The organism is Saccharicrinis sp. 156 (assembly GCF_050589685.1).
Lineage (GTDB): Bacteria > Bacteroidota > Bacteroidia > Bacteroidales > Marinilabiliaceae > Saccharicrinis.
The window spans coordinates 25,589-48,331 of sequence record NZ_JBNGOS010000040.1; the positions used below are offsets into that span (position 1 = coordinate 25,589).

Genomic DNA, 22,743 nt, shown 5'->3' on the forward strand with positions numbered 1-22,743 from the left:
TATGTAGTGATAAATACCGGTATTATTGTCTGGTATGGGTTTCTTTAGAAGGGCAGTTTAACCAGAAAAAATGCGATTCGCAATCAATAACTGCCAAAGATGATAAAGTGACTGAATGAGCAAATGTCCAATTCTATTTTCAAATATTTAGTCAATGACTTATGCAATTCAACTTGAAGTTACTTTTCATTTCTTTTCAGTTATTGATATGTTTACTTCTTTACCCGGCTAATAGAGAAGAAAATAAAAAACGACAATACACAACCCATCGGATTGACCATGCACCCAGAATTGATGGCAAGCTTGACGACGAATGCTGGAACCAGGGTGTTTGGGATGGTGATTTTAAGCAGCAATTCCCCAATTCAGGGGGCAATCCATCCCAGGAAACCTACATAAAGGTACTTTATGACCGCGATTATATTTATGTGGCCATAAAATGCATGGATACCGAACCGGACAAGATAAGACGTATACTGGATAGAAGGGACAAGTTTTCGGGGGATGCGGTAGGTATAGCCTTTGACAGTTACTACGACCAGCGTACGGCTTTTGAATTTAATGTGACGGCGGCCGGCCAGAAAATAGATTTGAAACATTACGGCGATAAAAGCCAAGACCTGAACTGGAACGCAATTTGGGATGCGGCTACCTCTTTAGCGGACTCGGGGTGGACAGCCGAAATACAAATCCCATTTAGCCAGTTGCGATATAACAAAGGCAACCGGAAAATTTGGGGCATGCATGTGTGGCGCTGGATTGATCGCGAACAGGAAGAGAGCCATTGGCAGTTGATCCCCCAGGATGCCTCCGCTATGGTATATTTATTTGGTGAACTTAATGGCATTGAGCGTATCAGGTCATCGCGCCAGGTGGAGCTTCTCCCTTATGCGTCGGTTAAATTGGATTACAAAGGTGACCAGCAGAATCCTTATATCGGTAAATGGCACACAGGGTTAAATGGGGGCTTGGATGCCAAAATCGGTATTTCTTCGAACTTTACTCTTGACGCAACCATAAACCCGGATTTCGGTCAGGTTGAAGCTGATCCATCCGAGTTAAACCTTACAGCTTACGAGACCCGATTTGACGAGAAACGACCGTTTTTCCTGGAAGGAAGGGATATCTTTGATTTCAATATTGACCAGGACCGCTTTTTTTATACAAGACGTGTGGGAAGCCTGCCAGGGTATAAACCGGATACCCAAGAAGGGGAATATTCCGATTTACCTGAGAACACTACCATATTAGGGTCAGCCAAACTAAGCGGAAGAACCTCAAACGGTTTGTTAGTTGGCCTGATGAACAGTGTTACTGGAAAAGAGTTTGGGAAAATTTATTCCGACGAGGGGGCAAGAACAGTAACATTAGAACCCCTGACAAATTATTTTGCCGGACGTATAAAAAAAGAGCTTAATAACGCGAATACCATTTATGGGATAAGCTTTAACTCCGTGGTCCGAAATAATGATGAGCAAGTGTTGAAAAACAACTTCACGGATAACGCTACATCGGGAGGTATTGATTTTACAAAATATTGGCAGGACAAGAATTACTTTTTTACCGTAAAACTAACCGGAAGTCATATCTCGGGGAGTCAAGCATCTATCAAAGATTTGCAGGAATCTCATTTGCACCGGTTTCAACGACCGGATGCGGAACACCTAACGTACGATACCCTGCGCACAAACCTAAGCGGAACAGGGGCTACAATAAGAATTGGCAAACAAGGAGGTCAGTTAAAATATGGCTTTAAGTCGAGTTTTTGGTCGCCACAATTTAATATAAACGACATTGGTTTCGTCCGTGTGTCCGATAAGGTGGAACAACAAGCCTGGATAAATTATGAAAGCATCGAATCTACTGGTTTTCTCAGGAAATATGAGTTTGAGATTGATAACAGAATAAATAGTAGTTTTGGAGGTGAAATTATGGATAACAGGGTTGGACTGGAAGCTAATGTCCAGTTTCAAAATTTGTATAATACCGAGTTCAAGGGTGAACTGGTGTTGCCATCGTTCGATACCAGGGTACTCAGGGGCGGCCCGGCCCTTTTGAAGGACAGCTATGCTGGTGCTGAGGTTGAGGTTGAATCGAACAGCGCTAAAGATTTTTCATATTTTGTAAATTCCGGCTACTGGCATTCATTCGGTTTTCCAACCAAATACTATCATTTTGGCGGAGGTATAAATTATCACCCCGTCAATCAACTCTACATAGGTCTGGATTTCGATTACGAAAAGAATTTTGAGAACTATCAGTACATTGAAGATATTGAGCTGGGAGATAATGTACTTTACATGGCCGCGACTATGGATAGAGATATATTATTAACAACTTTACGTATAGAGTATTATTTAAGCCCCGAACTATCTATCCAGTATTACGGCAGTCCGTATTATTCGATAGGTGCTTATACAGATTTTAAAAGAGTGAACAATGCCGGATCGAAAAACCGTTCAGAAAGATTTCATCATTATAAGACCAACGAATACGCCTATGATACCGGTAAGGAGGTGTATACTTTTAACGAGACGAACGCGGAGACGTTTACCATGGACAACCCGGATTTTTCCTTTGCGCAGTTTCGATCCAATCTTATATTTCGCTGGGAATACAAGCTGGGTTCGGTATTTTATTTGGTATGGTCGCACGAGCAAACAAGAAATGAAAACATCAGAAAACCAAAAATTCATGACTCGCTGCTTAATCTGTTTGCAGCCAGGCCAAGTGATGTGTTTATGATTAAATTTAGTTATTGGTTTTCTATATGATACCCAGTGTTATTTCCCATTTCCATCCTCAAACGCTACCTTCTTATTGATCCCGAAGTGTCCCCTTCCATTAAACTCAACACGTTTTCCAGAGACACCATATTTACATCTCCGGGAACCGTATGTTTTAGTGCGCAGGCAGCTGAAGCAAAATTCAAAGCTTGCATATCATCATCATAGTGCAACAACCCGTAGATCAAACCAGAGGCAAAGGCATCACCGGTACCAACGCGATCTATCACATGTGTTATGTCCAACATTTCGGTTTTGATATACTCCTGTCCGTTCCACATTTTACCCTGTATTTGTTGGTGGGAAGCACTTAAGGATTTTCTGGTTTTACCCACGACTTTATTTATTCTCGGAAAAGTATCCATTAAGTTCTTGGCTGAAACCCGAAATTTATCCTCCGGTTGACCGAGCCCAAACATACTGCGTATACCACGACTGCTGGTAATCACAATATCACAATTTTGCACCAACTCCGGCATAACCTCTTGCATGGTTTTCCCATACTTCCACATATTGCTGCGCGAATTAATATCACCTGAAACCGTTATTCCCAATCTGTTTGCTGTTTTAATGGCATCCAGGCAGCACATCGCAGCCCCTTCCGAAATGGCCGGGGTAATACCTGTCCAATGGAACCAATCGGCGTCTTTAAGGACATGTTCCCAATCCACCATCGACGGCTGTATCAACGAAAATGCAGACCCCTCCCTTCCATAAATTACTTCACTGGGTCTATGCACGGCACCTTTTTCCAGAAAATATATGCCCATCATGTTCTCGCCATAAAACACGTGTTCGGTACTTAACCAATGCTTCCGTAAAAATTGAGTGGCCGCTCTTCCAAGCGCATTATCCGGGAAACGGGTTACATGGGCTGCTTTCATGCCTAAATAGGCACACGAAATTGCCACATTCGCCTCACCACCTCCATAAACAAGTTCGAAAGAAGTAGCTTGCGAAAATTTTAAATAACCCGGTGGTGACAAACGCATCATTACTTCACCAAATGTTATCACTTTCTTAGCCATACTATTACGTTTTATTTTTGGTTGAGTCGGTTGTTTTCATCCATCAATTAAGATAAGTTCCCTTACTTTAGGCACCGATACATACTTTGCCATTTCCGAACCCTCTGTTTCGATATTGAAACACAACCCATTCAAAACTTGCCAATCGATGCGCATTCATTTGGGAAGAATCCATCGAAATTTTAAAAAGTATCATAAGTCGACAGCCAATTCTAATATAGCCAATTAAAGATAGAATATCAAACGAAAAACCTGTTTTTAAACGATGCTTTTTATAAATAAATCGAATACTGCAGCACTTTTGTTGGGGCGCAAAATCATAGGTAAAAGATAAGATAACGATCATAAGAATCGATCTTTTAGCTTTCCGTCACTACACTCCACCTCCAACAAAAAACCTTATAGGTATGTCTGGTCATCACAAAACCAGCTTTGGCAGTAATTGTCCCAATCCACTCATTGTTGGAGTAATGCCACTGCGCATCAATGTAATTTTCCCAATCTAAGGCATTTACCTGAAATATCAATTATGAATGGTTACTGGAAATGGCAAAAAAAAGGACAACTATACCCATTTTTTATTTTCTTCTTGCTAATAATCATTTTTATCCGTACTCACCGGCTTATGTGTCTTAAGCCATTCCTGTCCCTCTTTTGTCAGGAAAAAATCCATCCACATATAATACATCTTTTTGTTTTCTTCGACACTTACCCAATGGCTCGATCCAATTGGAATATGTAACAAAGCATACTCTTTAAGCTGAGCGGAGGCTCCATCGGCATGTACAACAATATCATTATCGGTTAAACCCAAAAACAACTGGTCGAGCATGGCATGTTTGTGGGCCCCTACTTCATCGGGTCCCGGCGCCTCTACGGTTCCTAACGCAACGCGGGGAACAATATCGGCAGGCAGTACTGTTCGACTGATCGTATTCGGACTCTTTATCTTCTCGGTATAGGACTCGCAATCAGCAAATCGGGTAAAAAAGAGATTATATTTGTTTTCCTCCGGGAAATTGTTCATATCTTCGATATCTTGATCAGATAATTTTTTGGTAAACCGCACAAAATGCAGTTCTTCCCCTGCAGGAACCTCAAACTGTAAATTGCTGATCTCGTCAAAAGGAATCGCAATGGATTCCGGCACCAGGCCATATGTCATCGAATCCGCATGGAGGGTTCCATTACCTTTTATAAACAAGAACATGGTTACATTCTTGTCTGTCAGTGTGATGGTTTGCTCTGTTGGCCCCACATAGGCCACGTGTTCAATCTTTGTATCCGCAATTTCACCTATCAGCAGTTCTTCGGTAAATGTATGCATGCCCGACGGTATTTGCATCTGTAAATCCCGAACCACAATTTCAGATGATCTCGCGCATGAACAATATGACATGACAATGATACCCAAGGCGAAATAAATCCCTATAACTTTCTTTCGTGAAAACTTTAATATATTCATGATTTGGACTATTATTTTTTCTTGTATAATACTTTGCTAAGATATTAATATAAACCCAATGTGTCGCCGAATTTCAATCACATCATTTCCAACGACCAGATGGTATGCCGAAGACATGTTTTCTTCGAGTGGTACAAATGCCAACCGCTTGTTTTAGCCCTATTCGGACAAACTCCTTCTGTTGCTGATCCCTGCAAGGCTCATTTCAAAGGATTAGTTAATTAATACGGTTTGGTCAGGACGACTCCTTTGGCCATGTACAAATCATCGTATCTCAAACCGCCATTTCCATACGGCTTATCTACGGGACCTGTGTTGCAGGTAGCCTGGAAGTAGATGATAGGCAGCTCTCGTTTCATTCGAAAGTCAGCACCAACATATACTTTTTGCTGCTCCGGAAACTCTTCGCCACCTCGGATGTACACGTCATAGCTCTGACCGCCATCCGATTTTTTACCGTTATTAACAACACACCAAACCTCATACCAAATATCGGTTTCCATCGGCTTGGCTGACCTGTCAGCATGGTGGTTGTAAATTTTATCGTACCACGAATCCTTACGAACCAGCAGCGTGCCATCGTTTTTATACGCTATGTTCGGGTCATACCTATCAGTTACCCGCAGGCTGGGTTCCATTGCATTGTAGGCGTGTTTTACGATCCCCTCAGGTTCCATGTTGCTTAAGCCAAACACATGATTGTTTGGGAAATATTCAACATTCAACCTTACATAGAAGGTGTAAGTCTCGCCAACATTTATTGAGACAGGTAGTTTTCTATAGCTAATTGCTTTTCTATTTCCAACTATCCCCTCGGCAGCTGGTTTCTTAATGAGATAATTATTTGTTTCTCCATCATTGCGGCGAACTTCAGTGACTTGCGGGTTTTCAACTTTGGGATTGGTCTCGTTTTGGGTATCCATCAACGTCCAGTTTGCCATTGGGTCTGGCGACTCAAAATCATCTATTTTAATCCAGGGACTTCTGACTTGGTCACAGGAAACAGTGGCCAATAAACCAATTATGAATAAGGCGGCTACAATCCGTATAGCCCTGACGCGAATTGATATTGATGAAACCATAACTAAATTAATAAATTACAAATAATTGCTAACGCTGTGCTGATGCACAATTGATCCCTTTGCTTCTTCCTCTCTCAAGTATTTGAACCCGGATTATGTATTGGAGGTTCGTCATGCGCATTGCAAATACAATAAAACAAGGCATTACTGAAACGAGGCATAACTTGTCCCGATTACTTTCGGAGCATCGTTCTGGTGAGTTGAAGTGATGCAACGAAGTGTCGTATTTTAAAGTAATTTCAATGTGTAATAGAATTTCTAATGCATATTGCGGGTTGAACTACCTATTATTGCCAGGTTTATAATAATTGCAAATAACAAAAAGCTTAACTTATTGACATGGGGCTGCCGGCTGGCAGGTTATTACGCAATTAAAATACCAAGCTATAAAGTGCCATCGCAGAATACAGGATATTCACCGGTACTTTAAACAATGAATAATGTTCATTAGTCAGGTAATGCCTACTTGTGACCTGGAAATACGCCTTTCATAATTCCTAGTACATCAACTTGAGCGGAAGGTTTTGTTCCACAATCAGGTTTCCCGAGTTCTCGATAACATTGTCCGCATGTGAATTATTCTTGGCGCCCCAAAGCCTCGCCACTAGTTTCACTTTGTTATTCCTAAATGTGTTTCCGGAAAGATCCACATTAACGATACCAAAAGTGTTGATTAATATACCATTCTTCTCTCTTCCTCCACTTTTTGTAAATGTACTACCCGTAATCACCAGGTTTCCTCCAACAGTAGATTCATCATACCCTCCTCGATAATAGTCCACAACATTTTGGTCGACACCCTCAAAATGGCTATTGACGATATAAATGTTTTCAGCATTATAATCGCCTTTATCGTCATCTTCACTGGAAAGCTCCAGTCCGTTGTTACAGTTTTTTATGACTGCAAAATTAAACTTGATATACTCAGAAAATGAGTACTTGTATGCTTTGAGCACATAATCAAAGTTTTCTACTTCCGTATCTTTAACTGTCAGATTGTAATGGCTGGACATATTTTCTTTCAGGCTGGCAAATGCGTAATTACGACCTGATCCCCTGAGAATGACGGATTTTAAAATCAGCTGGCCTTTCGGGTTCATTTCGAAGGCGGGAGTTTCAGCCTCTCCGATATATGAAATCGTCGATTTGCGCACAGAGTCAGCCGATTGTAGCGTGAGCTTTTTGTTGATTTTCATTGAAGAACTTATTTCATATCGCTCCGATGATAATTCAATAATATCGCCTTCACTCGCATTCACTACTGCCTCGGCCAACTCCTTCGAAGTACTTACCGAATGGATTTTTGAATCTGGCACAAGGGGTGTTCGGTCGTACCATTTAGGGCCGTACCGCGATGGTTTCATTATATTGGTTTTCCGTATGACGGCTCCGTTGATGGCCCCAATTGAATTGTTTTCTGTCCGGGAATTCCCTAACATATCCCTTGTGATTTGATCAAACTCAAATCCATAATGTACTTCTACATCACTAAGGCCCGACGCAGGAACCCAGATATTTTCTTCCACTTTGTTTAGTGTGAATTCCTTTTCTTCAAGTCCTTCAACTCCTTTGAAGGCGACTCCCTGGTTGTTGATCACGTTGCTTCGAAAATCTATCCCATCTATGGAATCGTAACGAAGGATGGGCATCTGATCCCCTTCATCATTGTAAATAACGTTATTGGCAATAAGTGTCCGAATAGGTGTTTCGGATCTGATTTCGGAAGGAGGAAGTACATCCTTTTGATCCACATTTGATCCTACACCAAACTGCCATGGCGATTTGCAGTTGACCCAGGTATTGTAGGCAACCACCACGTCGGTTACTTGAAAATACCTGTTTACAGCCGGTCGTCGAATTCCGTTCATAAGCGCAAGCGGGGCTCTGAATATCCCGCCTCGGAGATTGTAGAAATAGTTATTGGTTACCCAGTGCCCGGTCCCGATCAGGCGAACGCCCCCCACCTGAGGAGAATCGTCATCACCTATAAAACAATTGCCATCCACCTTACAGTAATTTCCATGCCGCGTTACCAGTGATCCCTGGCTTTTATAGAAAACATTGTTTCTAAATTTATTGAAGTTGGATTTGCTGGAAATGACCTCTACTTCGCCGTTGCATCGATCGAAAAAGTTGTTCTCGACTATGGTATGGCTTGGCGTCATGGAATTTCCACTACTACCAAGCTGGATCGTTTCGGCACTAGGCCCACCTTTCGGAGGCCTTGGACCAAAATAATTATTGTTGATTTTGTGGTAATTTTTAACGCTTTGAGTACCCGATAAATTGATTCTAATAGTCGGGCCTTTATTCGATTTTCCTGCCAAATAGCAGTGATCGAGCTGGTTGTATCGCCCCTTGAACAACACCCAATAATCCGTCATGTTCCGCTGGGCTTTGTTAAAATCCTTGATCACGCAATTGGTGACCCGGCTGTTATTGGCAAGCGTATCATTATTGATAAAGAACTGGATGACAGAACCGGATGGGGAAGATCCACGGGTAAAATAAAGTCCTTCCACCACCAGATATTCCCCGCCCAACTTCAAATCAGATTTGCCCTGGATGATCATCTCACCCGGAGTTTCGGCCCGGAGCGTAACGGGCTGACTTTTAGTTCCGTTTCCGACGAACCTAATCTGAACATCATTCCATTTGCCATTAGCCATTATGATTTCGGTTCCTGGCAGGGCATTTGAGATAGCCTCGTTCAACTCATCAGCATTTGAAACCAATACCTTTTTATTGGACTCTGTTTGTTGGCAACTGATAAGGATGGCGAATGCAGCAAGTAATAGTAGTATGTGCTTCATATTATTCGTAATAGTTGGTTTATAAAGATGGGTATTAGACGGAATTTAAAATATAGCTTCGATGTAAAAACAATTTAATGCCTTGAAAAGCAATGTGCTTAAGCTTCTTTCCATAATTGCCGAACTGCAGCCAGATCTTTCTTCATGGCATCAAAAACAATCTTTTGATCTACGTTAATTTCGTATCGCCCTTTTTCTGCGCCGCCCAGCGGGTACTCAAGGTGCAACGATACCGGCGGTTTCAAACCATAGCTTTTCAAAAGTGTAAAATAAGTGTTGAAATCTACCATACCCTCACCGATTGGCACATTCACCATTTCCCAATGGCCCTTAACTTTCTCCCATTTGAAATCTTTAAGTACGATAGTTTTTATATGGTCCTTTAACAGCTTAACACCATTTGACCATGATAAGCCACCCTCTGCCATGGCGTGTCGGATATCATATTGGGTTCCAAAATAAATTGGATCCACGGTTTCCCGCAATTGTTTTATTTCCCAATAAGAGGAACCGATAGACGTTCCTGCATGGTTTTGATAGCAACCGATAATATCATATTTCTTATTGGCCTCACCAAGCTCCCTGATCTTTTGCCGGTAGATACGGATCGAGTCCTGCATTGGCTTTTCTTTGTGATATTTAAACCAATTACTGCGATAAAACCGTACCCCATGATTAGCCGCTACTTTTATTATTTCCAAATCATTAGCGTTATTTACATCAGTAATCGCCGTGGTAATCATTTCACAAGTGGATCCGGAATGTTGTATATCCCGAATAGCAGCTGGCAGGTCTGATTTTACATTCTCCGGCAAAATATGGCCTTTGGGCCGGACGGTTAGGTCTAATCCATCAAATCCCAGTTCTGCTGCAATTTGGCCAGCATCGCTTACGTTTAAAAACTGTAAGTGCTTGGAAAATATGTTTACTTTTAAAGGTCCATCCGCTCGCTTTAGGTTTAATGCGTTGATAGGCGATGGTATCCATGGCGCTATAATGGCCATAGCTCCCACATTTTTTATAAAGTTTCTTCTGGAAATATACATAGCTTAAATATAGCGAATTAGAACACAACTTTAGTAAATTTGAGTATCATAATTAGACAAGGATCTATCTGTTTCTCTTCTAAAATACACCTAGCAGGAATAAAAATGAGGCTGTGGCTATCGCCTTTGTACGTGTTATTATTTCACTTTTGGGCGACAGGGCACATATCCACCGTTGGTTTACCATTATTTGGTCGACCAGTTTGCAAGATAATATTTATTTTAGAATTATTGAAACCTATGTGATATTTTTAGCGAAAAGAAATTAATCCACGATTAATTATATAAAAAAGGATACTACTCACTTTTCCGTGGTTAAATGCCAGAAATACCGAACCGTTGCCGGTAAAATACTTCCATGCGGTACTTACCGTACCATATGATATCTGCATCTTCTACACCAACAATATAGTCGACCAAAGAATACTGTAAACCCTATCGATTACACCATAGAAAGTGGCATTATATCCTTGTGGCCGGTTTAAGCCCAACACCTCCTTCAATCGAGATACGGGCACTACCGTTAACGAAAGCCTTAATTGTTAGTATTTAGTAATTTCTATTTTTTTATAAAATTTACGTAATGCTCATATCGTTGAAAAATTTGCCCAACGTAAGTTACAGGCTCGATTCCCCTTACATATCCATAATTAATACCGGGTTTATTATAATTTGTAGGATAAGAAAGTGCCATGACCATTTTTTCTACATTATCATCCCATACATTGGGGTTTAGATTTTCCTGTTTGGCCAAAAACCGTGCATCCATAATATGATAATAGCCACAATTATAGGAAGCCAATGTAAATTTGATACGTTGCACCGAATCGCTTACTTCGTCAAATTTATCGTAAATTTGTTTCAAATATGTTGTGCCCGCTTCTATGCTCTGCTGAGGATTGCGTGGATTAGTTACACCTAAGCTCTTGGCTGTTCGTGGCATTATTTGCATTAGTCCTTGTGCCCCTGCCCATGACGTTGCATTGCTATTAAAACGTGACTCCTGAAATATCAATGATGCTAGCAGGCGCCAATCCCATCTTAATTTTTCAGCGTGCTTTTTTATCAATTCATCGTATTTGCATATTTGATTTCCGTTTAGACTCATAAAATCACTCTTGATGCGCCGTTTGAAATCCCGTTTATCGTTAAAATACCTGTCATAAATTACGTAGTAATCAACCTCTTTTTTTTCTTTATCAATCCATTGGTTTAATGCTGTTAACAATTCAGTCGAGTTTTTACTGACTACCCAGGCAATACGCTGAGACAAACTTAGAGGAACACTTATATCCAAGACAGGATAATATGCAGAACTTACCTGTGCCAGGTTTTTATCAGCCACCGTATATTTTATTTCACCATCGGCTACTTTTTTTATTATTTCCTCCGTACTTAAAGTGCCGGGAAGTGTATCTATATAAATTGTGCCTCCTAATTCTTTAGACAGATTATTCAATCTTTTAATATAGGAAGAGTTTTCTCGAACAGATACGGTATCATCAATTAGGTCAATGGCATCGTGAATCAAATATCTTTGCAGATTTGCCCATCTCATTTTTCGCCAATTGTCTGGTTTTTTTTGTACCAAAACTTGCGAGGTAAGATATAAATATTTTGTAAAAGCTACTTTTTGTTTTCTGTCTGTTGTAATGGTCATGCCATGAGCAATCATATCAGCTTTCCCTGTATTGATATGCTGAAAAATGCTATCCATATTGTTTACAAGCACTAAATCTAATTCAAGGTCAAGGTCTTTTGCCAATCTTTCAAGCAGTTCATATTCAAAGCCCATTGGCTGGCCTCTATAAAGAAAATAACTCGTGCTGCTGTAGCTTATAAATACTCTTAGTGTGCCATCCCTTTGTATTTCCGTTAAATCTCTGGAGATGGTTCTTGTCGCCCTCACCTCTTTCTTTTTTCTAGAATTGGAATTACACCCATAGAGAAAAGTGATTGTTAAAATTATAATTACAAGTTGCTTCATTTTTGCTTTCATAATAATTGTGCAGAGTAGAGCCTGAAAGCTTACCCTCTTAATACCACTAAACGTAACAATAATATACAAACTATCAGCGCCCCCTGCATCAAACCGTATCCCGATGTTCGTGGACAGGCCGTGAAGTTTTCCCTCATATGCAACAGCCCCGTGCCGTTTTATTTTATTACGTTATTCCGTAATAACCCATCTATGACCACGCCATCCCTATGACTCCGGTAGACCGTTGTATTTCACATTGCTGTTAATCCATACAACATTACAGGGTTCGAGACCGTCGAAACTCTCCCCGTCTACAGATACACTTCTCGAAGCTATCTTGGGTTCACACTTGCGCATTACGGCTTGGTCATTTGAACATACCGGGCTTCAGCGACAATCCTCACGGACATAACTGTCGGCAGCTCTTCTAAATGAACAGTACATTATTGCGATAAGAGAGAGCAGAATCAAGTTTGCTTGAATTATGCCGAACGGAGCAATGATCTTTAAGAAAATTATTTAGGTAGGATTTGCACCTACTGGATTACCACAGCTTCGTGGCACACCAACATTCATAATAAAGGGGCGTTGGATGATTGGAAAAACCAAACCTCCAAAATCCCACTTTGCCGAAGCTAAGGTTTTGGTTATACATTTATTCCTTTCACTAGCCGAAGCCTTAGCTTCGGCGAACTTATTAAAAGCACTAACCCCCCGAATTTGTACTGACAGCCTATGCCCATTATTTATTTGTTATGAGGTGTGTTCATTTTAATGATGATGGTCTTCTTTGAGGTGTTGTCTGAGTAGATCTTTCCCGTAATCGTTGCCATTGGGTGTTCTTACAATGGTGTGAACATGCTTTTTACTGGGTTTGCTCCCTGCCAGAAAGACGGGTATTTGATGATCGAATTCAATCAGCACAACAGGACTTTGTATGCGATAATAAAATGCATCATTTTTATCTCTACCTCCAATCCAGGCAAAATAGGTATGATCCATATGTTCCAAAATTTCATCCATTCTCACTTTATCATGACCTTCTTTCATGTTTCCTACATATTCGCTGATGAGCTCTTCCAGCATATTCATTTGAGTTTCATTCAGGGCTGTAACATTTAGGCCGGAATATGGAACAATTGCATTGTCATCGAACGAAGCGGCCTGATTGTAGTTATAATCTTTTCTGTCTAACAAAGTTGCTGTTTTTCGCTGCTCATGATCGAGTGAATGATAAAATGTTAAACCAAGTTTTTCTTCATTTTCAAAGGTCCTGGTGCCTGCGTTTTCTCCTTCAGCTATATAATTTGGTTCCGAACCCATAAATGTAGGTGTCATTACGATCTGATCTCCCAGAATAAAATAGTTGATCACCAAATGGTGACCATCAATTTGCCAGCCCCAGGGTTGAGTATCTGAAGGAATACCCATAAATGTAAACCAGTACCGGTCAGATCCCAACATCTCAAACTCATTGGCTAACTGTGCTAAGTAACCTTCCATTTTCATAATATCCTGGGTTTTCTGAAACCCTTTTGTACTCAGGCTTTCTTCAAGGATCCTGAATGCAAGTTCTTTTTGTTTTTCTGTGAGATCAGGTAAACCAATGCCCTTTCGTTTATAAGAATCAATGTTTGACCATCTTCGCCATTCCTTGTTATCAATTGGAAAGGTGCACATTTCTCTTTGCTCGATACTTAATGAATTCAGAAAATCCTCGACGGCTTTTTTTATTCCAGCTGTGCTTATTCCAGTTGCATTTATCGAATACAAATCAGGGATTAGATCTCCATCAGTGGTCACCCCATAGAAGGGCACACTTAAGGCTTTTTTTTCAGCTTCTGTGTCAGACTGTTCTACTTTAAGCATAGGAGAGGGTGTCGCTAGTCCAGTGTTTGCTTTAACTTCACCCCATTTCACAATAGGTAAATTCTTTATTCCCGGGGTCACAATTAGGGTTCTATAAGCCGCAACGCCAATATTAGAATCATCAAATATATCGTAACTATGCATGAAAGTATAGATCATGGTGTCAGGATTTTCCGCTGGCCATTCAAAGGTAACGGAGTAAACGCCTTCTCCAATATCCTGCATGGCTATCCTTCTCCATTCCAGCGGTCCAGAACCAACTATTCCAATGGTTTCAGGATCAGTAATATCGTCAATAACTTCAGACATGTCAATTTGAAAGGTGATTGTGGCGATATTCTTATTTTTCTGCTGGCAGCCCCAAAGAATTAAAAGGCTAATAATGAAAAATATTCTGTTCATAGAATTTTGTTTTATGCTGTCTAAAGGCAACATTACCTCCTATGGAACAGTCAGTTATTAGTTTTGTTTAAAAATTGCTTTTTTAATCAATCTAACACCCGTTTTGATGATAGCAATAGAACATAGTCGGATACTCTACAATTAAATTAAACTTAGTTGGTAGATATTTCTTCGTAACCTGCAACGATTCATTTTTTTTGCCTTAAAAAAAGCACGATTTATTTGCACCGTATAAAAAAATGCGGAACAACACCTTACAGCTATTTCCGCTCAAAAAAAGCGATTGAAACCACTATATAAAAATTAATAATTTTATCATCTGTTTTCGAGAGATTGTTTAGTTCAACAAACCCTCCAATCTAAAGCGTATGCAAGCAACGCTTTATTGGAGGCTAAGTGTTAGCACTTGTTTATGTCTTGAAAAATCAATATTTACAACAATTTACTCTTAGTAAAAGCACCCCCTTTTTTAATCCTTTCCCTGAAACAATGGTATTAAATGCAATGCACGTAATTCCATAAGATCCCCATTAGGGATGCTGTCAGCGTATATCTTAATTATCTGATTCCCTGATGAAAGGTTGATGTTACCAAGTTCATGCTTAATATAATCTATATCCCTGGATCTTCTTGAGTCCGATACTGTTGTATCCGATAGTGTTGCAGTGCCAGCCTCAACAATAAATTTATTTGAATGCTTGTAAGGTTTATATTCGGCAATGACCTTAAATTTACCGGCTTTAGAAAGATATACCGGCCATGTCATAGATTGACCATCTTGGGTCCAGCCAGAAACACCGCTATTCGTTACTTTCCCATTTCCATATTTAAATTCACCGTCAACAGCCATTCCATCGAAAGCACGAAGCATATTGTTCTGGGTTGTTGAGATCAGGCGATGTGAATCGACATGCTCAGCATCATCCACCTCGACCACAATGACGCTGCTTGCTTCATCCGGAGCTTTCGCTGAAACCTCAAATTGTACAGTCATATCATCAGTACGTTTATGGGTTATAGCAGTCTGATTTTTATCAGATAGAAGATATGCTTTATTCACCTTACCTAAAAAGCCTCCTAATTGTAGAACTCCGTCAGTAGGCCAATCGAAGACATGTAAGTAAAATGTATTTTTCTTTCGTGTAGATTCGCCCCATGCTTGTACCGGAAGTGTTGTACGTACTGTGCCACGAATACTAGCTTCGTTAACATCCATCCATTTGCCAATGCCATCCAGTATTTTAATATCGGCGTCATCAATTATACCGTCTCCTTTAGGTCCAATATTGAGCAACATATTTCCACCTCTTGCTACCGCTTTTACCAAAACGCGAACAAGATATTCAGGTGTTTTATGGCTGCGATCCGTTGCACTATAACCATACGATTCATTGGTTGTAGGAATGGTTTCCCAATCACCATCATTTGTCGGAAAATCAACTGCGCGATCACTGGTGCTTTCATAGTCGCCAAAATGACCAGGCATACCAGTATAAGGCTGCACACCACGACTATTGATAACTATGTTTGGTTTGGCGGCACGTGCAGCTTTCATTATACGAAGATTTTCTTCGGGGGGTAGCTTATGTGGGGTGTCGAACCACATGAAATCAGGATCGTACTTACCTATAAGTTCCCGAACTTGCGGTATCGATTTTTCATCAACATATTTACGAATCCGAGGGGCAATCTCCGGATGCACATCAAACCATTTCGTGTTTCTTGATGCAAATAAATGTTTGTCACCACCCGGATTTTCATAATCCCAATCATTACCCGGCCCGTTTGGTTCTCCCCAGTCGAATGCATGCGAGTAATAAAATCCAAATTTCAGTCCATTTTTATCGCAGGCAGCCTTTAGTTCTGCCATGGGGTCGCGACCAAAAGGAGTAGCTTTTAGAATGGTAAAATCGCTGACATCCGAATCGAACATAGCAAAGCCATCGTGATGTTTAGCCGTGATAATTACATATCGCATTCCAGCTTTTCGAATAGTAGCTGCCCACTCATCGGCATTAAACCCGGTGGGATTAAAATTACCAACAACATCACGCCGGTATTCATCACAAGGTATTTTAGCCATTCGCTGTATGTGCTCTGCATAACCAACATAATTTTTCCCTTTCCAGCTACTTCCAAGCAATGAAGAGGCGTTCCAATGAATAAAACAACCAAATCGTGCATCGCGCCAATCTTCCAAACGTTGTTCACGGGTTGTTTTTGCATCACGCCACCATTGTAAATCAGGGCTACCCGCTGCTATATCCATCTGCAAGCGAGGTAAGGGCGGAATAATTGAGGTATGACTCGTTTGTTTATCCGTCTTTTCTACACTATTACATTGAACAAATACCATAACTATGGCAATGTAAATTACAGTCTTTAAGGTTGATTTTAAATTGTTTTTCATATGAATGATTCTCTCTATATATATGGTTTATATAATAAATGCTAACGTTTTTGCTATGCGTAGTGCGGAGCTTAAAAAAACTTCCTTTCCAAACTTGCACATAGCCAAATTTACGTTTTGAAATTTTACCTTAAACTTAACAAATTTTCGGGACGAAAATTTGGCGCCCAAAAACAACCTGCAAACTCCCAAAACATTACTGACTCCGCATTACGTATAGCTTTTGTTGGCTACCGTTACTTATTTTTCCAGCTCCAACCACGATTGATTTTCCGTATAATTAATCATTCTTTCTGATGTTAACCTAATGTCTTCTAGAATGCTTTTAAATTTAAAGGTCATTCTTAATGTCTTAAATGGTCGTAATGCTTTCATAAATATCCATGATGCATTGTCTGTATTTAAGACATATTCAGAATAGTCAAAACTAGGAATTTGGTCAATTTCAGTATTTAATTTCTGTTTAAGTTTTTCGTTTTCAGTATTTCGAATTGTTACTTTTATTTCTTGAAGTAAATTTTCAAATTGTTGTGCAAAATTCTTAATCTCAAATTCTGAGAGTCCATATACCCAACTTAATGAGTCACTGTTCCACATAAACCACCTTGCATTCTGAAATCCAACATATTGCTCAATGTTTGATACATATTCTAATAATTGTCGATATGGAGCAAGTATAATTTTTGATGTGTTCATATTTCTAGGTTATGCGTTTTTTATGCGCCGTGGGTAATGGTAGCCAACTTGGATATAGAGACCGTAATGACTTTATTATTTCGATTATGGTTTCTATACCGCATATATGATCAGTTATTTTAATCGTTTAAATACGTTTTCTTAATCGTGTAAAAAACGTTTTCTTAATCGTTTAAATACGTTTACTTAATCCTTTAAAGCTACTAAAACCATATGACCTAAATTTTACCGACCTGCTTGCGAATATTGTAATCATAATAGTCTTTTTTACATAACCAAATATAAACAGAATCATTTTATATATCTAAATTATCGATAGGGCTTTTTATATTTTCAAGCTTTTTCATAACAACATGAAAATATATTTCTGTCGTTTTTATACAGTGATGTCCCATTAGTTCCTGAATAATCTTTATATCCACCCCGTTTTCTATTAAATGCGAAGCAAACGAATGCCGTAAGCTATGTGTTGTCACTCTTCTTTGTATACCAGATTTTCGCTTCGCTTTTTCAAATATCTTTTGTATACTACCTGCCGGGTATCGCTCACCTGTCCAAAATTTAGTGAAAGTACTCAGGTCTAAATTATTGTAACAAAAAGAACCCCATTAAAAAACTTCATTTTCATGAGGTTTAGCATCGTAGTGCCCAATAAGGTAACCTTTTCAGACTAAAAGCACGCGTTATCGTTAAAATTAACGACCGAAAGATGGTTTATAAGCAAAAACAAACGTGGTATACCGCATTCCCGAGACATAAAAAACGCAAAAAACCCTATTAAAATACCTGGCAGGTATTAAAGCCGGGTTGTAGTTCAACCTGGAATAATCGCTGGGTCTTGCAGACCGCTCCTATTCCTATTTATTATTATCATCTTTTGAAAATAGAACTTTATTAATCATATGTGCAAACCAGTCATAAAAATTTAGGTAGAAAATTCCACCAAATAAACTCAGAAAAACAATTGTAATTGGTTTTAGACTTACATTGTCATTTGTTAGAATAATTGGTATTGTATAAGATATTCCTAGTATAATGATACCTATAATTCCACCTTGTATTGGGACTAATAACAGATTAGGGGTGTCTTTAAATTTTGTCTTTTTATGAATAGTATCATTAATAACTTTTCCCAAAGCACCAATTATACCAAACGAGATTGCGGTTAATAAGAAACATAGAAAAGAGGGAATTTTCATAGCGTATGGGTATACACTTATTATTAATTCTTGTTCTCTCGCAGCATTCATTGTCTCTTTATTATAGAATTTTATTCCATGGTAAGTAACTTCCTTTTTTTCAAGAGTATTTGCTTTTTCATACAATTGCTCATTTTGCAGAATTATATATCCTCCAGAACCTATATAAAGAGCCGCTAAAAAAATTATGGCACACAATCCAACTTTAATCATAGTAAATTGCTATTTAAATGAACACTTGTGTTTCTTCGATAGTTTCTGCATTTCCTTTATAGTCATTGCGCAATGAGACATTATATGATTAATACAGCAAAACTCTATTAAGCCCTGTGACAGATTTACTTTTATATTGCTAAAATTGACATTTTCAATCTCAATATTTGTCATCCCTACGAATGAGACATTAACTTTAGCTCCTTTAGGTACTTTCAATTCAAAATAACCATCAATATTTGTTGACGTACCATTTGTTGTTCCACTTTCTAAAATTTGTGCTCCTGGTAATGGTTGTCCTTCAGTATCAACAATAATACCTTTTAATAATATTGAATCATTCTCCTGGGCATACAAAGAGACACTCAAAAATATTAACGTTAAAAAAATAAATCCTTTGTCAAAATTCAGTGTTTTCATTTTGCTAGTTTTAATAGTAATACTAGGTATCCGTACGCTTTAATAACCGCTAATCGGGATAGAATAGCGGATTACTCCACCTATCCCCCACAGATCCGGACGTACAGATTTCCCGTATCCGGCTCCTCAGTTAACATGTTTTTATATTCAGACGCATAAATTTAATCATTATAGTGAATTATACGTGGTTTTGGCAATTGAAAGGGTTACAAAAGACAACACATACACAACCACGGATACGGCCACCGGTCCGGAACTTAGTAAAAGTACTCAAGTCTAAATTGTTGTAACAAAGCAAAGCTCGTTAGAAAACTTACTATTTAGTTTGCCCAAATGAAGGGAAAGTGCTTAAAAAGAATAGTATAATCCACAGTTTATTCATTTTGGGTTTGGGATTTTTTAATGTTGCATAACTAGTCAGAAATAAAACATCACATGTCTTTACATCGACTCTGGTCTTTATATTTTGTTCAGCTAAATTAACAATATAATTGACAAATAAGATCTCAACTGCACTTTTTTTAGAAATTCTATTCAACTGCAACCTGCAGAAAGTTGCACAAAAAAGCCACCATCTTATCGATTATATCACTTCTTATGTCGAAAATAAATGCTTGTTGGTTGGAATTTCTTTGTATGTTTTATGTTCAGGTATACATTCGCATTGTTTTCTACGAATAGTTCAAAACAATTCACATAACTAAATAATAAATAAATGAAGTTAATTACTTTGGCATGTGCCTTATTTATGCTACCTGTATTTTGTACGGCACAGGAAACTGAGAATGTAAAAAAGAATGTTGATAATGGAAAAGTATTTTTTGGGATTAGTTCAGGGATTGATTATTATCAGAATGCCTACCAGCAAACACCTACAGCAGACTATTCGTTTGAAGATAAAGGTCCTCGATATAACATAAATCTAGAAGCAGCCTATATGGTTACTGATCGTTTAAGGCCAAGAATTCAATTTGGTTTTCACCGTCAGGCCTATCGTCAAAATTGGTTGTCGGCAGCTACATCAAGTTCTAGTTCGATGAAGTATACAGATACACATCTTAATTATTTGGATATAAACCTTATGGCTGATTACTTGCTGATAGGGTTAAATTCAAAGTTTCAAACATTTATTTCTACGGGTATAGTGACTGAGTATAATACTTACCACAGTTTTAATACCACAAAAAACGATGGAGAAACAACGAGCACAGCTTTTAAAGAAATAGGTACGCACTACCCAAAGTGTTCTGCAGGGTGGCAATCTTCTCTTATTTTCAAATATAAAGTAAGTGACTTTATTGGAATTACCTTATCACCAGGATACAACAGATATTTTCGTAATTATGACGAAGATAATTCAGGAACATACCAACGTTTTAATTTGAATTTAGGTGTAGAAATAGGTATTAACTAATATTTAATCTATCTATTTGGCAGATAAATTAGTTATTTACCTCAGTTCGATTAAAAGAGACTAATCCAGCGGCAATATAATCAACGTATAGTTATTATCCGGGGAATACTTTATTCATATAATTTATTTCCCGGAATAAGGACAAACCCCACATATCAATTCCACCCTATAAGTAGCGTGCTCATGAAAAATGGAAGTCAATTCAACACTATGCACCTATCTGGCCTAAAGCCAAATTCGATGCTTAATGGTTAGCTACGGTTTATTTCACAAAATACATTTCCAATTCCCCTTTTCCCTTGGCAAAGATCTTTCCACGAGAAAGACATGTAAAGTCGTTTTTAATCAGTTCATAGGTGGATGAAGATATATTGATTTTACCTGCCTCACCAGCGGATTCTATTCTGCTGGCTGTATTTATCGTGTCTCCAAAAAGGTCGTATGCAAATTTCTTTTTGCCTACAACACCTGCTACTGCAGTTCCTGAATGTATCCCAACCCTCATTTTCCAAATTATTTCATGGCTTTTATTTCTCTTCTCAAGGTAGGATAGCATCATTTGTGCTGCTCTAATACAGTTTGCAGCGTGTTTTGTCATTTCTTTTTCAAGGCCACATGCTGCCATATATGCATCACCAATTGTTTCAATCTTTTCAACTTCCGTTTCTTCCATTATTTGATCGAATCGACCAAAAATGTCATTCAGTTCATTGACCAAAGTGATTGCCGATATGGATGATACAAGCTCTGTAAAGCCCACGAAGTCAGTAAATAGGATAGTGACATTCTTATGTCTTTTAGGAATGGTCTTACCGCTTTCTTTTAAGTCTCTAATTATGTTTGCTGGTAGAATATTGTGAAGAAGATCATCTGATTTTTTCTGCTCAACCAATAAGGATTCCTCTGATCTATCAATCAAGACTGACAAACTCCATATAAGAGTGAGACAAATGAAACCTGTTACACTTATATTAACAACTTGTAATACATATGGGTCCATCACATCATATTGCGCATTTAATTTTGATTGAAGCAAAACTGTAACAATCAAAGTCAAGCCAGCAAGTAAACCGAAACCATGGGCTATTTTCCTTGCCTTACGCGGGAAAGTCATATAAGGTATTATGATGATTAAGAAAAAAATGACTGCAACGCCTGAAGAGTATCCTAGTAAGTAAAGAAATAATAGAACGCCAATATATGATGATATACTAAGCCACGTTGAAGCAAGTACGCGCCAACCTTTTCCATTAAAAATTAACACAAGGAGAAACATCAATCCCATCAACCCATTGCTTCCGTAAATAATTGGTGCGTTTGTAAGTAAAATGGCCATTATCATCCAAATTGCCATAAATAAAGCACCCAGAATAGAGGCAATGTTTGTTACCCGCAAATACCTGATTTCAGTAACAGAAAACTCCTTATTAGGCCCAATATCAATTATTCTTTGGAGAATTGGAGTTTCGCTCTTGTTATTATTGTGCATTGGATTCTTATTTTTTCGGTAAAGAATTGATTAATCCCAAATGGTTGCTAACGGCAGTTTGACGAAAAACTATTTAAGCTGCTATAGTTTTTGTTAAATATAGTTGATTTGAAAGATTATTGAAAATAATAATATGTTTTTGCCTGGTGCAATATGTTTTCCTCAAAAAACATTTTAAGGGGTCAACATCCGCCGGAATGCCATGCTAAAAACATAAATTTAACCAAGGTTTGGTAAGGGGGTCAGCTTACTCCGGAATATCCAAAAACAAACCAGTACAACAAGATTAAAAAATGCCACAACCCCTTGCAAACTGCACTTCATGAACCGAATGCAAAACATTAAACGCCCTTAGGTTGGCAGGCTGGTATAAAGGGCTTAGCCCAACAAGGATTAAAACCCAATTGAGCGCTGGCATTTGAAAATAAGC

The 22,743-nt window shown here is 38.7% G+C and carries 16 protein-coding genes; 2 read left to right on the forward strand and 14 right to left on the reverse strand.

Annotation, left to right across the window (positions count from 1 at the left end):
• The first annotated feature begins 161 nt into the window (after positions 1 to 161).
• The gene (locus tag ACRD64_RS20675; protein ID WP_430935624.1) at positions 162 to 2,774 is read left to right on the forward strand and encodes a DUF5916 domain-containing protein; all 2,613 of its coding nucleotides are present in this window, start codon (positions 162 to 164) and stop codon (positions 2,772 to 2,774) included.
• 35 nt (positions 2,775 to 2,809) lie between these two features.
• Here the strand turns inward: ACRD64_RS20675 and ACRD64_RS20680 are convergent, their stop codons facing one another.
• From ACRD64_RS20680 to ACRD64_RS20740, 13 genes are all read right to left on the reverse strand, one after another.
• A complete protein-coding gene (locus ACRD64_RS20680) occupies positions 2,810 to 3,814 on the reverse strand; it encodes a sugar kinase (protein ID WP_430935626.1) in 1,005 nt (334 codons plus the stop codon).
• Between the two features lie 67 nt (positions 3,815 to 3,881).
• Positions 3,882 to 4,160 (reverse strand): hypothetical protein, encoded by a 279-nt coding sequence (locus tag ACRD64_RS20685; protein WP_430935628.1) that lies wholly within the window; start codon positions 4,158 to 4,160, stop codon positions 3,882 to 3,884.
• Positions 4,161 to 4,406: 246 nt separating this feature from the next.
• Entirely contained in the window at positions 4,407 to 5,141 is a 735-nt protein-coding gene (locus tag ACRD64_RS20690; RefSeq protein WP_430935630.1) for a hypothetical protein, read from the reverse strand.
• A 359-nt stretch (positions 5,142 to 5,500) separates the two neighbouring features.
• Entirely contained in the window at positions 5,501 to 6,361 is an 861-nt protein-coding gene (locus ACRD64_RS20695) for a hypothetical protein (protein ID WP_430935632.1), read from the reverse strand.
• A gap of 497 nt (positions 6,362 to 6,858) precedes the next feature.
• Positions 6,859 to 9,174, reverse strand: coding sequence for a chondroitinase-B domain-containing protein (locus ACRD64_RS20700; protein ID WP_430935634.1), 2,316 nt, complete (start codon positions 9,172 to 9,174; stop codon positions 6,859 to 6,861).
• A 98-nt stretch (positions 9,175 to 9,272) separates the two neighbouring features.
• On the reverse strand, positions 9,273 to 10,178 hold the full coding sequence (locus ACRD64_RS20705; protein WP_430935636.1) for a sugar phosphate isomerase/epimerase family protein: 906 nt from the start codon (positions 10,176 to 10,178) through the stop codon (positions 9,273 to 9,275).
• A 601-nt stretch (positions 10,179 to 10,779) separates the two neighbouring features.
• A complete protein-coding gene (locus ACRD64_RS20710) occupies positions 10,780 to 12,129 on the reverse strand; it encodes a transglycosylase SLT domain-containing protein (protein WP_430935638.1) in 1,350 nt (449 codons plus the stop codon).
• A gap of 843 nt (positions 12,130 to 12,972) precedes the next feature.
• Positions 12,973 to 14,472 carry a DUF3500 domain-containing protein gene (locus ACRD64_RS20715; RefSeq protein WP_430935640.1) on the reverse strand — a complete coding sequence of 500 codons (1,500 nt, stop codon included), beginning with the start codon at positions 14,470 to 14,472 and terminating at the stop codon, positions 12,973 to 12,975.
• A 469-nt stretch (positions 14,473 to 14,941) separates the two neighbouring features.
• Positions 14,942 to 16,882, reverse strand: coding sequence for an alpha-L-fucosidase (locus ACRD64_RS20720; protein WP_430935642.1), 1,941 nt, complete (start codon positions 16,880 to 16,882; stop codon positions 14,942 to 14,944).
• 240 nt (positions 16,883 to 17,122) lie between these two features.
• Positions 17,123 to 17,578, reverse strand: a complete 456-nt coding sequence (locus ACRD64_RS20725; RefSeq protein WP_430935644.1) for a hypothetical protein — start codon at positions 17,576 to 17,578, stop codon at positions 17,123 to 17,125.
• Between the two features lie 296 nt (positions 17,579 to 17,874).
• A complete protein-coding gene (locus ACRD64_RS20730) occupies positions 17,875 to 18,156 on the reverse strand; it encodes a tyrosine-type recombinase/integrase (RefSeq protein WP_430935671.1) in 282 nt (93 codons plus the stop codon).
• Between the two features lie 279 nt (positions 18,157 to 18,435).
• Positions 18,436 to 18,990, reverse strand: coding sequence for a hypothetical protein (locus ACRD64_RS20735; protein ID WP_430935646.1), 555 nt, complete (start codon positions 18,988 to 18,990; stop codon positions 18,436 to 18,438).
• A 9-nt stretch (positions 18,991 to 18,999) separates the two neighbouring features.
• The gene (locus ACRD64_RS20740) at positions 19,000 to 19,410 is read right to left on the reverse strand and encodes a carboxypeptidase-like regulatory domain-containing protein (RefSeq protein WP_430935648.1); all 411 of its coding nucleotides are present in this window, start codon (positions 19,408 to 19,410) and stop codon (positions 19,000 to 19,002) included.
• A gap of 715 nt (positions 19,411 to 20,125) precedes the next feature.
• On the opposite strand from ACRD64_RS20740, the gene ACRD64_RS20745 reads away from it, so the two are divergent.
• Entirely contained in the window at positions 20,126 to 20,824 is a 699-nt protein-coding gene (locus tag ACRD64_RS20745; RefSeq protein WP_430935649.1) for a hypothetical protein, read from the forward strand.
• Positions 20,825 to 21,086: 262 nt separating this feature from the next.
• On the opposite strand, the gene ACRD64_RS20750 is transcribed toward ACRD64_RS20745, so the two are convergent.
• Positions 21,087 to 22,313, reverse strand: coding sequence for an adenylate/guanylate cyclase domain-containing protein (locus ACRD64_RS20750; RefSeq protein ID WP_430935651.1), 1,227 nt, complete (start codon positions 22,311 to 22,313; stop codon positions 21,087 to 21,089).
• Positions 22,314 to 22,743 lie beyond the last annotated feature (430 nt).

Bases quoted from the DNA above. Each gene is read 5' to 3' on its own strand.
- ACRD64_RS20675 (WP_430935624.1), top strand. From the start codon at position 162: ATGCAATTCAACTTGAAGTTACTTTTCATTTCTTTTCAGTTATTGATA.
- ACRD64_RS20680 (WP_430935626.1), bottom strand. From the start codon at position 3,814: ATGGCTAAGAAAGTGATAACATTTGGTGAAGTAATGATGCGTTTGTCA.
- ACRD64_RS20685 (WP_430935628.1), bottom strand. From the start codon at position 4,160: ATGATCGTTATCTTATCTTTTACCTATGATTTTGCGCCCCAACAAAAG.
- ACRD64_RS20690 (WP_430935630.1), bottom strand. From the start codon at position 5,141: ATGCATACATTTACCGAAGAACTGCTGATAGGTGAAATTGCGGATACA.
- ACRD64_RS20695 (WP_430935632.1), bottom strand. From the start codon at position 6,361: ATGGTTTCATCAATATCAATTCGCGTCAGGGCTATACGGATTGTAGCC.
- ACRD64_RS20700 (WP_430935634.1), bottom strand. From the start codon at position 9,174: ATGAAGCACATACTACTATTACTTGCTGCATTCGCCATCCTTATCAGT.
- ACRD64_RS20705 (WP_430935636.1), bottom strand. From the start codon at position 10,178: ATGGCCATTATAGCGCCATGGATACCATCGCCTATCAACGCATTAAAC.
- ACRD64_RS20715 (WP_430935640.1), bottom strand. From the start codon at position 14,472: ATGAACAGAATATTTTTCATTATTAGCCTTTTAATTCTTTGGGGCTGC.
- ACRD64_RS20720 (WP_430935642.1), bottom strand. From the start codon at position 16,882: ATGAAAAACAATTTAAAATCAACCTTAAAGACTGTAATTTACATTGCC.
- ACRD64_RS20725 (WP_430935644.1), bottom strand. From the start codon at position 17,578: ATGAACACATCAAAAATTATACTTGCTCCATATCGACAATTATTAGAA.
- ACRD64_RS20735 (WP_430935646.1), bottom strand. From the start codon at position 18,990: ATGATTAAAGTTGGATTGTGTGCCATAATTTTTTTAGCGGCTCTTTAT.
- ACRD64_RS20740 (WP_430935648.1), bottom strand. From the start codon at position 19,410: ATGAAAACACTGAATTTTGACAAAGGATTTATTTTTTTAACGTTAATA.
- ACRD64_RS20745 (WP_430935649.1), top strand. From the start codon at position 20,126: ATGAAGTTAATTACTTTGGCATGTGCCTTATTTATGCTACCTGTATTT.
- ACRD64_RS20750 (WP_430935651.1), bottom strand. From the start codon at position 22,313: ATGCACAATAATAACAAGAGCGAAACTCCAATTCTCCAAAGAATAATT.